The 16,156-nt window shown below is 76.7% G+C and carries 1 protein-coding gene; it reads left to right on the top strand.

All coding sequences use genetic code 11. The annotated features are described in order from the left end of the window. On the top strand, positions 1–16,153 hold a 16,153-nt coding region (locus ABD385_RS41475), incomplete at its 5' end, for a type I polyketide synthase (protein WP_425585556.1). Positions 16,154–16,156 lie beyond the last annotated feature (3 nt).

Here is a 16,156-nt window from a genome sequence, read left to right as displayed (position 1 = left end):
CACGGAGCTGGACGCCGGCTACTGGTTCCGCAACCTGCGCGGACGGGTCCGGTTCGCGGACGCGGTGCGGACGCTGCTGGCGGCGGAGCACCGGGCGTTCGTCGAGGTCAGCTCGCACCCGGTGCTGTCGATGGCGGTGCAGGAAGCGATCGACGAGGCCGGCGTGCCGGCCGTGGCCGCCGGCACGCTGCGCCGGGACCAGGGCGGCACGGACCGCTTCCTGCTGTCGGCCGCCGAGGTCTTCGTACGCGGTGTGGACGTCGACTGGGCAGGACTGTTCGAGGGGACCGGGGCGGCCCGGGTCGACCTGCCCACCTACGCCTTCCAGCGCGAACACCTCTGGGCCGTACCGCCCGTCCCGGCAGGCGACGCCGCCGCGGACCCGGACGACGCGGCCTTCTGGACCGCCGTCGAGGACGGTGACGTCACCGCACTGACCACCACCCTCGGCACCGACGAGGGCTCCGTCGCCGCCGTCCTGCCGGCCCTGTCCTCCTGGCGCCGGGCGCGCCGCGACCGCTCCACCGTGGACGCCTGGCGCTACCGCGTCGCCTGGCAGCCGCTCACCGGCACGCTGCGGCCCCCGGCCCTGACCGGCAGCTGGCTGCTGGTGAGCGTCGACGGTGTCGACGACGCCGACGTCGCCGGGGCGTTGGCGTCGCACGGTGCGCAGGTGTGCCGGCTGGTCCTGGACGAGGAGTGCACCGACCGGGCCGTCCTGCGGGAGCGGCTGGCCGGTGCGGTGGCGGCGGCCGGCGGCTGCACCGGCATCGTCTCCGTCCTCGCCGCGGCCGAGCGGACCGGCGCCGTCCCGGGCACCTCCCTGGCGCTCGGCACGGCCCTGACCGTGACCCTGATCCAGGCCCTCGGCGACGCCGAAATCGACGCCCCGCTCTGGGCGTTGACCCGCGGCGCGGTCTCCACCGGCCGGGCCGACGCACTGACCGCACCGGTCCAGGCACAGGTCCTCGGCGTCGGCTGGACCGCGGCGCTGGAGCACCCGCAGCGCTGGGGCGGCACCGTCGACCTGCCCGCCGCCCTCGACGACCGGACCGCCCGCCGACTCGCCGCCGCACTCTCCGGCGCCCTCGGCACCGAAGACCAACTCGCCGTCCGGCCCACGGGCATCTTCACCCGCCGCATCGTCCGCGCCGAGCCCGCCCCCGGACGCTCCGCCCGGACCTGGACGCCGCGCGGCACGACCCTGATCACCGGCGGGTCCGGCACCCTCGCCCCGCACCTCGCCCGGTGGCTCGCCGCACGCGGCGCGGAACACGTCGTGTTGGTCAGCCGGCGCGGCGCGGAAGCCCCCGGCGCCACCGAACTCGCCGCGGAACTCGCGGAGTCGGGCACCGAAACGACCCTGGCCGCCTGCGACGTCACCGACCGGGACGCGGTCGCAGCACTCCTCGCCGACCTCAAGGCCGACGGCCGCACCGTGCGCACCGTCGTCCACACCGCCGCCACCATCGAGCTGCACACTCTGGACGCCACCACGCTGGCCGACTTCGACCGGGTGCTGCACGCCAAGGTCACCGGCGCCCAGGTCCTCGCGGAACTCCTCGACGACGACACGCTCGACGACTTCGTCCTGTACTCCTCCACCGCCGGCATGTGGGGCAGCGGCGCGCACGCCGCCTACGTCGCCGGCAACGCCCACCTCGCGGCGCTCGCCGAGCACCGGCGGGCCCGCGGACTGCCCGCCCTGGCACTGTCCTGGGGCATCTGGGCCGACGACCTCGAACTGGGCCGGGTCGACCCGCAGACGATCCGCCGCAGCGGCCTGGAGTTCATGGACCCGCAGCTCGCCCTGAGCGGCCTGAAGCGGGCGCTGGACGACGACGAGCGGGTCCTCGCCGTCGCCGACGTGGACTGGGAGACCTACCACCCCGTCTACACCTCGGGCCGCCCCACCCCGCTCTTCGACGAGGTGCCGGACGTCCAGCGGCTCACCGCGGCCGCCGAGCGGGACGCCGGGGCCGGTGTCGAGGGCGAGTTCGCCGCCGCCCTGCACGCCCTGTCCGACGCCGAGCGGCGGCGCAAGCTCCTGGAGACCGTCCGCACCGAGGCCGCGGCCGTCCTCGGCCTGTCCTCCGCCGAGGACCTCACCGACCAGCGGGCCTTCCGCGACGTCGGCTTCGACTCGCTGACCGCGGTGGCGCTGCGCAACCGGCTGGCGTCCGTCACCGGCCTGACACTGCCGTCGACGATGGTCTTCGACCACCCCAACCCGGCCGCGCTGGCCGCCTTCCTGCACGGCGAACTGGCCGGCGCCCGGTCCGCCGGCGCCGAAGCCGTCCCGACGGGCCCGCCCGCCGCCGACGACCCGATCGCCGTCATCGGCATGAGCTGCCGCTACCCCGGCGGCGTCAGCTCCGCCGAGGACCTGTGGCGGATCGCCCTGGACGAGGTCGACGCGATCTCCGGCTTCCCCGCCGACCGCGGCTGGGACGCCGACGGGCTCTACGACCCCGACCCCGACCGGGCCGGCCGCACCTATTCCGTGCAGGGCGGGTTCCTGCGCGACGTCGCCGAGTTCGACCCGGGCTTCTTCGGGATCTCGCCGCGCGAGGCGCTCGCCATGGACCCGCAGCAGCGCCTGCTGCTGGAAACCGCCTGGGAGGCGTTCGAGCACGCCGGCCTCGACCCGGTCGCCCAGCGCGGCAGCCGCACCGGCACCTTCGTCGGCGCCAGCTACCAGGACTACGCCTCCGGCGTGCCCAGCGGCGAGGGCTCCGAAGGCCACATGATCACCGGCACGCTCTCCAGCGTGCTGTCCGGCCGGGTCTCCTACCTCTTCGGGTTCGAGGGCCCCGCCGTCACGCTCGACACCGCCTGCTCCTCCTCCCTGGTCGCCCTGCACCTGGCCTGCCAGTCGCTGCGCAACGGGGAGAGCTCCCTCGCCCTGGCCGGCGGCGTCAGCATCATGTCCACGCCGATGTCGTTCGTCGGCTTCAGCCGGCAGCGCGCCCTCGCCGAGGACGGCCGCTGCAAGGCGTACGCGGACGGCGCCGACGGCATGACCCTCGCCGAGGGCGTCGGCCTGGTCCTGCTGGAGCGGCTGTCCGTCGCCCGCGCCAACGGACACCAGGTGCTCGCCGTCATCCGCGGCTCCGCCGTCAACCAGGACGGCGCCTCCAACGGCCTGACCGCGCCCAACGGCCCGTCCCAACAACGCGTCATCCGCCAGGCGCTGGCCAACTCCGGTGTCGAGCCCGGCGACATCGACGTCCTGGAGGGCCACGGCACCGGCACCGCCCTCGGCGACCCCATCGAGGCCCAGGCGCTGCTGGCCACCTACGGCCCCGACCGGGACCCCGAACGGCCGCTGCTGCTCGGCTCGGTGAAGTCCAACATCGGCCACACCCAGATGGCGTCCGGCGTCGCCAGCGTCATCAAGCTCGTCCGCGCCCTCCAGGAAGGGGTGGCGCCCAAGTCCCTGCACATCGACCGGCCCTCCACCCACGTCGACTGGTCCTCCGGCGCCATCGGACTGCTCACCGCCCGCACGCCGTGGCCCGACACCGGCCGACCGCGCCGCGCCGCCGTCTCCTCCTTCGGCATCAGCGGCACCAACGTCCACACCATCCTCGAACAGGCCCCTGCCGACGACGGGGCCGCGCCCGCCGACCCGCCGCACGACGGCCTGGTGCCGGTGCTCGTCTCCGGCCGCGGCGAGGCCGCGCTGCGCGCCCAGGCCGCCCGCCTGCTCGCCTTCGTCGAGCAGCGCCCGGACGCCCACCTCACCGACCTCGCACACGCCCTCGCCACCTCGCGCGCCGCGTTGGAGCACCGGGCCGCGGTCCTCGCCACCGACCGCGCCGAACTGGTCCGCGGGCTGCACGCACTGCGCGACGGACTGCCCGACCCCGGCCTCGTCCAGGGCATCGCAGGGCGTGGCCGGACCGCCTTCCTCTTCACCGGCCAGGGCAGCCAGCGGGCCGGCACCGGACGCGAACTGCACGCCCGCCACCCGGTGTTCGCCGATGCGCTGGACGCCGTCCTGGCCCGGCTCGACGGCGTCCTGGAGCGGCCGCTGCGCGAGGTGCTGTTCGCCGAACCGGGCTCCGCCGAGGCCGCGCTGCTGGACCTGACCGGCTACGCCCAACCCGCCCTGTTCGCCGTCGAGGTCGCCCTGTTCCGCCTCCTGGAGTCCTGGGGCGTCACCCCCGACTACCTGGCCGGCCACTCCGTCGGCGAACTCGCCGCCGCGCACGTCGCCGGCGTGCTGTCGCTGGACGACGCCTGCACCCTGGTCGCCGCCCGCGGCCGCCTCATGCAGGCACTGCCCGAGGGCGGCGCCATGGTCGCCCTGGAGGCGGCCGAGGACGAGGTCCTCCCGCACCTCGCGGACCGCGCCGACCGGGTGTCGGTGGCCGCCGTCAACGGGCCCCGGTCGGTGGTCGTCGCCGGGAACGAGGAGGACGTGCTCGCCCTCGCCGCCGCCTTCGCCGCCGACGGACGGCGCACCAAGCGGCTGCGGGTGAGCCACGCCTTCCACTCGCCGCTGATGGACGCCATGCTCGACGACTTCGCCGCCGTCGCCCGCGGACTCACCTACCACCCGCCGACCATCCCCCTGGTGTCGAACGTCAGCGGCGGCCCGGCCACCGCCGACCAGATCGGCACGCCCGACTACTGGGTCCGGCACGTCCGCGCCGCCGTCCGCTTCGCCGACGGCATCGACTGGCTGGCCACCCAGGGCGACGTCCGCACCTTCCTGGAACTCGGCCCGGACGGCGTCCTCACCGCGATGGCCCGGGAGAGCCTCACCGACCCGTCCCGCACGGTACTGCTGCCGACCCTGCGCGCCGACCGGCCCGAGCAGCGCACCCTGCTCACCGCCGTCGCCGCGGCCCACGCCCACGGCACCGCCGTCGACTGGACCGGCCACTTCGCCGCACACGGCGCGCGCCGCCTGGCCCTGCCGACCTACGCGTTCCAACGCGAGCGCTACTGGCCCGACACCACCGCCGCCACACCGGCCGGCTCGGCCGGTTCCGCCCTCGACGCCGAGTTCTGGGCCGCCGTGGAGCGCGACGACGTCGCCGCCCTCACCGCCTCCCTGGACCTCGACGACGCGACCGTCACCGCCATGGTGCCCGCGCTCACCGCCTGGCGCCGCCGCCGCGGCGAGCAGACCGCACTGGACTCCTGGCGCTACCGCGTCACCTGGAAGCCGCGCGGCGCCACCGCACCCGCCGCCCCCACCGGCCGCTGGCTCGTCCTCGTCCCGCACGACCACCAGGACGAAGCCACCGCCGCCTGGGCCGCCGACGTCGAGGACGCCCTCGGCACCGCCACCGTCCGGCTCGCCGTCGCCACCGCCGACCGGGCCGCGCTGGCCGCCCGGATCACCGCAGCCGCCGACGACGAGGGCCCCTTCGGCGGCGTGCTGTCCCTGCTGCCCCTCGCCCCCGGCGACGCCGGCCACCCCGGCGCGCCCGCCGCCCTCACCCTCACCACCACCGCCGTACAGGCCCTCGGCGACGCGGGGATCGACGCGCCGCTGTGGAACGTCACCCGCGGCGCCGTCGCCGTCGGCCGCACCGAGCGGCTCACCGCCCCCGAACAGGCCGCCGTCTGGGGCCTCGGGCGCACCGTCGCCCTGGAACTGCCCGCCCGGTTCGGCGGCACCGTCGACCTGCCCGCCACCGTGGACGCAACGGCCGCCCGCCGGCTGCGCACGGTGCTCGCGGCGCACGACGGCGAGGACGCGGTGGCCGTCCGCCCGTCCGGCGTCTTCCTGCGCCGCCTCGCGCACGCCCCCGCCGGCCCCGAAGCGCCCCGCAGCGCCTTCGACCCGGCGGCCGGCACCGTCCTGATCACCGGCGGCACCGGCGGCATCGGCGGCCACCTCGCCCGCCGACTGGCCCGCGACGGCGCCGCCCACCTGCTGCTCACCAGCCGCCGCGGGCCCGACGCGCCCGGCGCGACGGAACTCCGCGCCGAACTGGAGGCACTGGGCGCCCGCGTCACCCTCGCCGCCTGCGACGCCGCCGACCGCGACGCGCTGGCCGCCCTCCTTGCCGAGGTGCCCGCCGACGCCCCGCTGTGCGCGGTGTTCCACACCGCCGGCGTCGTCGAGGACCACGTGGTGGACGCGCTCACCCCGGAGCACTTCGCGGCCGTGCTGCGCGCCAAGACCGTCGCCGCCCAGCACCTGGACGCGCTCACCGCCGACCTGGACCTCACCGCGTTCGTGCTGTTCTCCTCGACCGCCGGCGTGCTCGGCGCCGCCGGCCAGGGCAACTACGCCGCGGCCAACGCCCACTTGGACGCGCTCGCCGCGGACCGCCGCGCCCGCGGCCGGACCGCGCTGTCCGTGGCCTGGGGCCCGTGGGCCGGTTCCGGCATGGTCGCCGACGACCCCGAACTGACCGACCGGGTGCGGCGCGGCGGCTTCGAACCGCTCGCCCCCGAACGCGCCGTGCACGCCCTCCTGCGCGCCGTCGCCCACGACGACACCACCGTCACCGTCGTCGACCTCGACTGGGAGCGGTACCTGCGCGCGTTCGCCGCGCTCCGCCCGCTGCCGTTCGTCGCCGACCTCCCCCAGGCCGCCCTGGCCCTCCCGGCGGCCACCACCAAAACCGCCGGCGACCTGCGGCAACGGCTGGCCGAACTGCCCGAACCCGAACGGCCGGCAGCCCTTCTGGACCTGCTCCGCGCCCAGGTCGCCGCCGTCCTCGGCCACGCCGACCCGCGCACCGTCGACGACGACCGGGCCTTCCGCGACCTGGGCTTCGACTCGCTGACCATCCTGGAGCTGCGCAACGCCCTCGACGCCGCCACCGGCCTGAGCCTGCCCGCCACCCTGGTCTACGACCTGCCCACACCGCGCGAGATGGCGGACTTCCTGCTCGCCGAACTCCTCGGCACCCTGCCCGCGGACATCACCACCGCCGTCCCCACCGCCGCCACCGACGACGACCCGGTCGCCGTCATCGGCGTCGGCTGCCGCTTCCCCGGCGGCGTCACCACCCCCGAGGAACTCTGGCAGCTCCTCGACGAGGGCAGGGACGGCATCAGCCGCTTCCCCGACGACCGCGGCTGGGACCTCGCCGCCCTCGGCGCCGGCGCCTCCGCCACCCTGGACGGCGGATTCCTCTCCGGCGTCGCCGACTTCGACGCCCGGTTCTTCGGCATCTCGCCCCGCGAGGCGCTGGCCATGGACCCCCAGCAGCGCCTGCTGCTGGAAACCACCTGGGAGGCACTGGAGCGGGCCGGCATCGACCCGACCGCGCTGCGTGGCTCCACCACAGGCGTCTTCGTCGGCACCAACGGCCAGGACTACCCGACGCTGCTGCGCCGCTCCACCTCGGACGTGGCCGGTTACGTCGCCACCGGCAACACCGCCAGCGTGATGTCCGGCCGGCTCTCCTACGCGCTCGGCCTCGAAGGCCCGGCCGTCACCGTCGACACCGCCTGCTCCTCCTCGCTCGTCGCCCTGCACTGGGCCGGCCGGGCGCTGCGCACCGGCGAGTGCGACCTCGTCGTCGCCGGCGGCGTCTCGGTGATGGCCGGCCCCGACTCGTTCGTGGAGTTCTCCACCCAGGGCGGGTTGGCGCCCGACGGCCGCTGCAAGGCGTTCTCCGACGCCGCCGACGGCACCGCCTGGTCCGAGGGCGTCGGCATCCTCGTCCTGGAACGCCTCTCGGACGCCCGCCGCAACGGCCACCCGGTCCTCGGCCTGATCCGCGGCACCGCCGTCAACCAGGACGGCGCCTCCAACGGCCTGACCGCCCCCAACGGCCTGTCCCAACAGCGCGTCATCGCCCAGGCCCTGGCCGACGCCCGGCTCACCCCCGCCGACGTCGACGCGGTCGAGGCGCACGGCACCGGCACCACCCTGGGCGATCCGATCGAGGCCCGGGCCCTGATCGCCGCCTACGGCCGCAACCGGGACGCCGCACGGCCGCTGCTGCTCGGCACCGTCAAGTCCAACCTCGGGCACACCCAGGCCGCCGCCGGTGCCGCCGGCATCATCAAGATGCTGTTGGCGATGGGACACGGCACCCTGCCGAAGTCCCTGCACGTGGGCACCCCGTCCAGCCACGTCGACTGGAGCGGCGGCACCGTCGCGCTCCTCGACGACGCCCGGCCCTGGCCGGCGACCGGACGACCCCGGCGCGCCGGCGTCTCCGCCTTCGGCGTCAGCGGCACCAACGCCCACGTCGTCGTCGAACAGGCCCCCGCCGCCGACGCCCCGACCACCGACCCCGTGCCGCAGCCGGCCCCCGCCGTCGTGCCGTGGATCCTCTCCGGCCGCAGCCGCGAGGCGCTCCAGGCACAGCTCGACCGGCTCACCGCCCACCGCGCCGCCCACCCCGACCCCACCCCGCTGGACCTCGGCCGCTCGCTCGCCACCGACCGCACGCTCTTCGCGCACCGCGCGGTGCTGCTCGCCGGCCCCGACGGCGTGCGCGAGACCGCCCGCGCCACCGCACCCCGCAGCCCCGGCCGCACCGCGTTCCTGTTCTCCGGACAGGGCGCCCAGCACGCCCTGATGGGCCACGACCTGTACCGGCACTTCCCGGCCTACGCCGAGGCGCTGGACGCCGTCCTCGCCCAGTTCGACACCGTGCTGGACGTCCCGCTGCGCGAGGCGCTGTTCGCCGAACCGGGCTCCGCAGGGGCCGCGCTGCTGGACGAGACCGGCCACACCCAACCCGCACTGTTCGCCGTCGAGGTCGCCCTCTACCGGCTCGTCGAGTCCTGGCACCTGACCCCCGACCACGTCGCCGGCCACTCGATCGGCGAGATCGCCGCCGCGCACGTCGCCGGGGTGCTGTCCCTGGAGGACGCCTGCCGCCTGGTCGCCGCCCGCGCCGCGCTCATGCAGCAACTGCCGCCCGGCGGCGCCATGGTGGCCGTCGAGGCCACCGAGGACGAGGTGGTGCCGCTGCTCGCCGACGGCGTCGCGATCGCCGCGGTCAACGGGCCCCGGTCCGTGGTCGTCGCGGGCGCCGACGACGCCGTCCGCGCCGTCGTCGACCGGCTCGCCGCCGACGGCCGCCGCACCCGGCGCCTCACGGTCAGCCACGCCTTCCACTCGCCGCTGATGGACCCGATGCTGACGGAGTTCGCCCGGGTCGCCGAGTCCCTCACCTACCACGCGCCGCGCATCCCGTTCGTCTCCTGCCTCCGCGGCGCCCCGGCCGACACCGGACCGGGCACTCCGGAACACTGGGTGCGGCACGTCCGCGAGACCGTCCGGTTCGCCGACGGCGTGCGCGCCCTGCACGACGCCGGCGCCACCACCTACGTGGAGATCGGCCCCGACGGCGTGCTGTCCGCCCTGGCCGAGCAGACCCTCGACACCCTCGGGGCCACCGCGCCGGCCGTGGTCGTGCCGCTCCAACGCCGCGACCGCGCCGGGGACCTGGCCCTCCTGGAGGGCCTGGCCACCCTGCACGCCCACGGCGCCGGCCCGTCCTGGGCCGCCTACTTCGAGACCGCCGGCGGCCACCGCACCGCCCTGCCCACCTACGCCTTCCAACGGGAGCGGTTCTGGCCCGAACCTGGCGCCCCCGCGGACACCCCGCGGGACCCGGCCGACGCCGCCTTCTGGACCGCCGTCGAACGCGCCGACCTGGCGGGCCTGGCCGCCTCCCTCGACCTGGACGACGGCACCGTCACCGCGATGGTGCCGGCGCTGTCCGCCTGGCGCCGTCGCCACGGCGCCGCCTCCGCCGCCGCCCAGTGGCGCTACCACGAGACCTGGTCCGCGCTGCCGACGCCGGAGCCGGCGGCTCCCGCCGGCCGCGCGCTGGTCCTCGTCCCGACCGGACACACCGGCGCCGCCTGGGTGCGGGCCGTCGTCGACGCCCTCGGTGCCGACGCGGTCGCGGTCGAACCCGCCGCCCTGGAAGAGCAGTTGACGCGGCCCGGCAGCGGCGGCTGGCGCACCGTCGTCTCCCTCCTCGCCGCCGCCTGCGACGCCCTGCCCGACGAGGCGGCGCACCCCGCCACCCTCCTCGCCACGTTGGACGCGGCCGGCATCGACGCGCCCCTGTGGTGCGTCACCCGCGACGCGGTCCAGGTCGCGGGGGAGACCCCGACCGCCGTCGGCCAGGCCGCCCTGTGGGGCCTGGGCCGGGTCGCCGCACTGGAACACCCGGACCGTTTCGGGGGCCTGGCCGACCTGCCGGCCGACCCCGACGACGGCACCGCCGCCCGGCTCGCCGCGCACCTCGCCGCGCCGGGCGCCGAACGCGAGGTCGCGGTCCGCGCCACCGGCGTCCACGGCCGCCGGCTGGTCCGCACCCCGGCCGCGCCCGACGCCGCCGCCTGGCGGCCCACCGGCACCGTCCTGGTCGTCGGCGGCACCGGCACCATGGGCGGCCTGGCCGCCCGCTGGCTGGCCCGCGAAGGCGCCCGCCACCTCGTCCTCACCACCCCCGACCCCACCCCGCACCCCGCCGCCACCGAGGCCCTGGCGGCCGAACTGGCCGCGCTCGGCGCCCAACTCACCGTCCTGGCCCACGACCCCACCGACACCGACACCGACGGCTACGCCGCCCTCCTCGACGGGCTCACCACCGACACCCCGCTCACCGCGGTCGTCCACGCACCGGAGGCCGACACCGCCCCCGACGCCGCGGCCGACCTCGCCGCCACGCTCGCCCCCGTCACCGCTCTTGCTGCCGCCCTCACCGGACGCCCCCTGGACGCCTTCGTCCTCTTCGGCTCCCTCGCCGGAGTCTGGGGGGTGCGCGGCCGGGCCGCCGAAGCCGCGGCCGGCGCCTACCTCGACGCCCTCGCCCGCGCCTGCCGCCACCGCGGCACTCCGGCCCTGGCCGTCGCCTGGGGCGCCTGGTCCGAACTGGCCGACCCCTCCCTCGCCGCCCACCTGCGCGTGAACGGCCTGCCAGTGCTGGACGCGGACACCGCCCTGGCCGCCCTCGGCCGGGCCGTCGCCGACGGCACCACCGCCGAGGCCGTCGTCGACGTCCGCTGGGAGACCTTCGCGCCCCGCCACCACGAGGCCCGCCCCACCGCCCTGTTCGACGCGCTGCCCGAGGCCCGCACCGCGCTCGCCGAGGCCGCCCGGGACCACGCCGACCGACGGGCCGCGGCCGGCGACTACGGCCGCTGGCTCGCCGCCCGGCCCGCCGCGGACCACGGCCGCATCCTGCTGGACCTCGTCACCGACAAGGCCGCCACCGTCCTCGGCCACGCCGACCCCGACCTGCTCGAACCCGACCTGCCCTTCCGGGACCTGGGCTTCGACTCGCTGACCGCGGTGGACCTGCGCAACCAACTCGCCACGGCCACCGGCCTGACCCTGCCCGCCACCCTCGTCTTCGACCACCCCAACCCCACCGCCCTCGCCGCCCACCTGCGCACCCGGCTCCTCGGCGCCGACGCCGTCGACGCCGCCGCGCCGGTGGCCGCCCCGGCCGTCACCGGCGACGACCCGATCGTCATCGTCGGCATGGCCTGCCGCTACCCCGGCGGCGTCACCTCGCCCGAGGACCTGTGGCAGCTGATGAGCGACGGCGTCGACGCGGTCGGCGACTTCCCCACCGACCGCGGCTGGGACCTCACCGCCCTCGCCGGCGACGGGCCCGGCCGCAGCGCCACCCTCCAGGGCGGATTCCTCCACGACGCCACCGACTTCGACCCCGGCCTGTTCGGCATCTCGCCGCGCGAGGCCCTGGTGATGGACCCGCAGCAGCGGATCCTGCTCGAAACGTCCTGGGAAGCCCTGGAGCGCTCCGGCATCGACCCGACGACGCTGCGCGGCAGCGGCACCACCGGCGTCTTCGTCGGCGGCGGCTCGGGCGACTACCGGCCACCGGAGGAGGCCGGGCAGTGGCAGACCGCGCAGTCCGCCAGCCTGCTCTCCGGCCGCCTCGCCTACACCTTCGGCATCCAGGGCCCCACGGTGTCCGTCGACACCGCCTGCTCGTCGTCGCTGGTCGCCCTGCACCTGGCCGCCCAGGCCCTGCGCGCCGGCGAATGCACGATCGCGCTGGCCGGCGGCGTCACCGTGATGGCCACCCCGGTGGGCTTCGTCGAGTTCAGCGCCCAGGGCGCCCTGTCGCCCGACGGCCGCTGCCGCGCCTTCTCCGACGACGCCAACGGCACCGGCTGGTCCGAGGGCGTGGGCATGCTCGTCGTCGAACGGCTCTCCGACGCCCGCCGCAACGGCCACCGCGTCCTCGCCGTCCTCCGCGGCTCCGCCATCAACCAGGACGGCGCCTCCAACGGCCTGACCGCCCCCAGCGGCCCCGCCCAGCAGCGCGTCATCCGCCAAGCCCTCGCCAACGCCGGCCTGCGGTCCGCGGACGTCGACGCCGTCGAGGCACACGGCACCGGCACCACGCTCGGCGACCCCATCGAGGCCCAGGCCCTGCTCGCCACCTACGGACAGGACCGCGCCACACCCGTACTCCTCGGCTCGCTGAAGGCCAACATCGGCCACACCCAGGCCGCCTCCGGCGTCGGCGGGGTCATCAAGATGGTCCTCGCCATGCAGCACGGCCAACTGCCGCGCTCCCTGTACGCCGAGAACCCCTCGTCGCACGTCGACTGGACCGCCGGCACCGCCCGCCTGCTCACCGACCACACCGCCTGGCCCGACACCGACCGGCCGCGCCGCGCCGCGGTCTCCTCCTTCGGCGCCAGCGGCACCAACGCCCACGCGATCCTGGAACAGCCCCCGCACGACGAGGCCCCCGCCCGCCCCGCGGACGACGGCGCGCCGCTGCCGTTCCTGCTCTCCGCCCGCTCCCAGAACGCCCTGCGCGACCAGGCCCGCCACCTCCTGGCCCACCTCGCCGCGCACCCCGACGCCCGCCCCACCGACCTGGCCTACTCGCTGGCGACCACCCGGGCCGCCTTCGAACACCGCGCCGCCGTCACCGCCACCGACCACGACGCCCTGCGCACCGCCCTCACAGCCGTCGCGGAGGGCAGCACCGCCACCGCCCGGCACCCCGGCGCCGCACACACCGCCGTGCACCACCTCCAACGCACCGGCAAGCGCGCCGTGCTCTTCTCCGGCCAGGGCTCCCAACGGCTCGGCATGGGCCGCGAACTCCACGAGCGGCACCCGGCGTTCGCCGCGGCCTTCGACGCGGTCCTGGCCCGACTGGACGGCCTGCTCGACGCCCCCCTGCGGGACGTCGTCTGGGGCACCGACGAGGCGGCGCTGCACGCCACCGGCCACGCCCAGCCCGCCCTGTTCGCCGTCGAGGTCGCGCTGTACCGCCTGCTCGAATCCTGGGGCGTCACCCCGGACTTCGTCGCCGGCCACTCCGTCGGGGAGATCGCCGCGGCCCACGTCGCCGGGGTCCTCTCACTGGACGACGCCTGCCGCCTGGTCGCCGCCCGCGCCACGCTGATGCAGGAACTGCCGACCGGCGGCGCCATGATCGCCGTCGAGGCCGCCGAGGACGAGGTCACCGGGCTGCTCACCGACGGCGTCAGCCTCGCCGCGGTCAACGGCCCCACCTCCGTCGTCCTCTCCGGCACCGACGACGCGGTGGCCGCCCTCGCCGCCGACCTGGCGGCACGGGGCCGGCGCACCACCCGGCTGCGGGTCAGCCACGCCTTCCACTCCTCCCTCATGGACCCGATGCTGGACCGCTTCCGGACCGTCGCCGAGGCCCTGGAGTACCACCCGCCGCACCTCCCGGTGGTGTCCAACCTCACCGGCGACGTGGCCGACGCCGCGGAGCTGTGCACCGCCGACTACTGGGTGCGTCACGTCCGCGGCACCGTACGGTTCGCCGACGGCGTGCGCACCCTGGCCGACCGCGGCGTCCGCCTCTTCCTCGAAGTCGGCCCGGACGCCGTGCTGTCCGCGATGGCCGGCCGGTGCGCACCGGACGCGGTGGTCGTGCCGACCCTGCGCCGCACCCGCGGCGAGGACGAGACGCTGGTCAACGCCCTGGCGCAGCTGCACGTCCACGGCGCGGGCCCGCACTGGGACGCCGTCTTCGCCGACCGCGCCGCCCAGTGGCTGGACCTGCCGACGTACCCCTTCCAACGCGGCCGCTTCTGGCCGGAGGCCCTCCCCGGGACGGCAGCGCCCGCCCCGGCGGCCGGCGGGTCGAGTGCCACCGACACGGCCTTCTGGGACGCCGTCGCGCAGGAGGACTTCACCGCACTGGAATCCGTACTCGACGTCGAGAGCGACGCGCTCTCCAAGGTGCTGCCGGCCCTCATGGACTGGCGCAGCCGCCAGGCCGACGAGTCCCAACTGGCCCGCTGGCGGCACCGGATCGTCTGGCAGCGGCTCACCGGCGCCGCCCTGGCGCACCGCAGGGCGCTCAGCGGCAGCTGGCTCGCCGTGGTCCCCGAGGGCCTCGCCGACGACCCCTGGGTGACCACCGCCCTCGACGGCCTCGGCACCCACCTCGTGCACGTCGAGGTCGCCACCGCCGACCGGACCGCGCTGGCCGACGTCCTGCGCACGCACACCGCCGACGGCACCCGCTTCGGCGGCGTGGTCTCCCTGCTGGCCCTGCGCGACGCACCCGCCGGAGCGGTACCCGAAGGCACCGCCCTGACCACCGCGCTCCTCCAGGCCCTCGGCGACGCCGGCATCGACGCACCGCTGTGGTGCGTCACCCGCAGCGCCGTCTCCGCCGGCCGCAGCGACCGGCCGCACCGACCGCTGCAGGCCGCCGTCTGGGGCCTGGGCCGGGTCGCCGCCCTGGAGCACCCGCAGCGCTGGGGCGGCCTGGTGGACCTGCCCGAGGACCCCGACGCACGGTCCGCGGCCGGCCTCGCCGCCGTCCTGGCCGGACTGGACGGCGAGGACCAGGTGGCCGTCCGCGGCACCGCGGTGCTCGCCCGCCGCCTGGTCCCCGCGCCCGGCCGCACGTCCGCCGAGCCCTGGCACCCGACCGGCACCGTCCTGGTCACCGGCGGCACCGGCGCCCTCGGCGCGCACGTCGCCCGCCGCCTGGCCAAGGACGGCGTCCCGCACCTCGTCCTGCTCAGCCGACGCGGCCCCGACGCCCCCGGCGCCGCCGAACTGCGCGCGGAACTCGACGGGTTGGGTACCGACGTCACCGTCACCGCCTGCGACGTCGCCGACCGCGACCAGCTCGCCGCCGTCCTCGCCGCCGTCCCCGCCGACCGGCCGCTGACCGGGGTGGTGCACGCCGCCGGCGTCCTCGACGACGGAATCCTGGACCGGCTCACCCCCGAACGGTTCCAGGAGGTGTTCCGCGCCAAGGTCACCTCGGCCCTGCTGCTGGACGAGCTGACCCGCGGGAACGACCTGGCCGCGTTCGTCCTGTTCTCCTCCGCCTCCTCCGCGGTCGGCAACCCCGGCCAGGCCAACTACGCCGCGGCCAACGCCGTCCTGGACGCCCTCGCCGAACGGCGCCGGACGCTCCGCCTGCCGGCCACCTCGGTCTCGTGGGGCGCCTGGGGAGGCGGCGGCATGGCCGGCGCCGGCGGCGCCGATGAGGCCGCCCGGCGGGCCGGCGTCGGTGCGATGGACCCGGACCTCGCCGTCGAGGCCCTGCTGCGCCTGGTCACCGAGAAGGAGCCCACCGCGGTCGTCGCCGACGTGGCCCTCGACCGGTTCGCCGGGGCCTTCGCGGGGACCCGACCCAGCGCGCTGCTGCGGGAGTTCCCCGGCTACCGCGAGGCGGTCGCCGCGCAGGCGGAGGCGGAGACCGCGGACGCCGGCGGCCTGGCCGCCCGGCTCGCCGCGCTGCCGCCCGCCCGCCGCCCGGACACCGTCGTCGACCTGGTGCGCACCCGCACCGCGCAGGTGCTCGGCTACCCCGACGTCGACGCCGTCGCCGCCGAACGGTCCTTCCGCGACCTCGGCGTCGACTCCCTCGGCGCCGTCGAACTGCGCAACCAACTGGGCGCGGCGACCGGCCTGAACCTGCCGGCGACGCTGGTCTTCGACCACCCGACCCCCCTGGCCCTGGGGGAGCACCTGCTCGCCGGGCTCTTCCCGGACGAGCCGGCCGGAACCGACGACGAGACGGAGATCCGAGCCCTGCTGGCCGCCGTCCCCCTGGACCAACTGCGGGAGATCGGGGTCCTGGAGCCCCTGCTCCAACTCGCCGGGCGCGACGGCCGGCCCGCGGACGACGACGGCGAATCCGTCGACTCGATGACAGTGGCAGACCTCGTGCGGGCCGCGCTCAACGGCCAGTCCGACCTGTAGCGC

The sequence above is a fragment of the Streptomyces lunalinharesii genome, from assembly GCF_039532155.1.
Taxonomy (GTDB): domain Bacteria; phylum Actinomycetota; class Actinomycetes; order Streptomycetales; family Streptomycetaceae; genus Streptomyces; species Streptomyces lunalinharesii.
The sequence above is the reverse complement of the archived record's forward strand: the minus strand, read 5'-3'. Positions and strand labels throughout refer to the sequence as shown.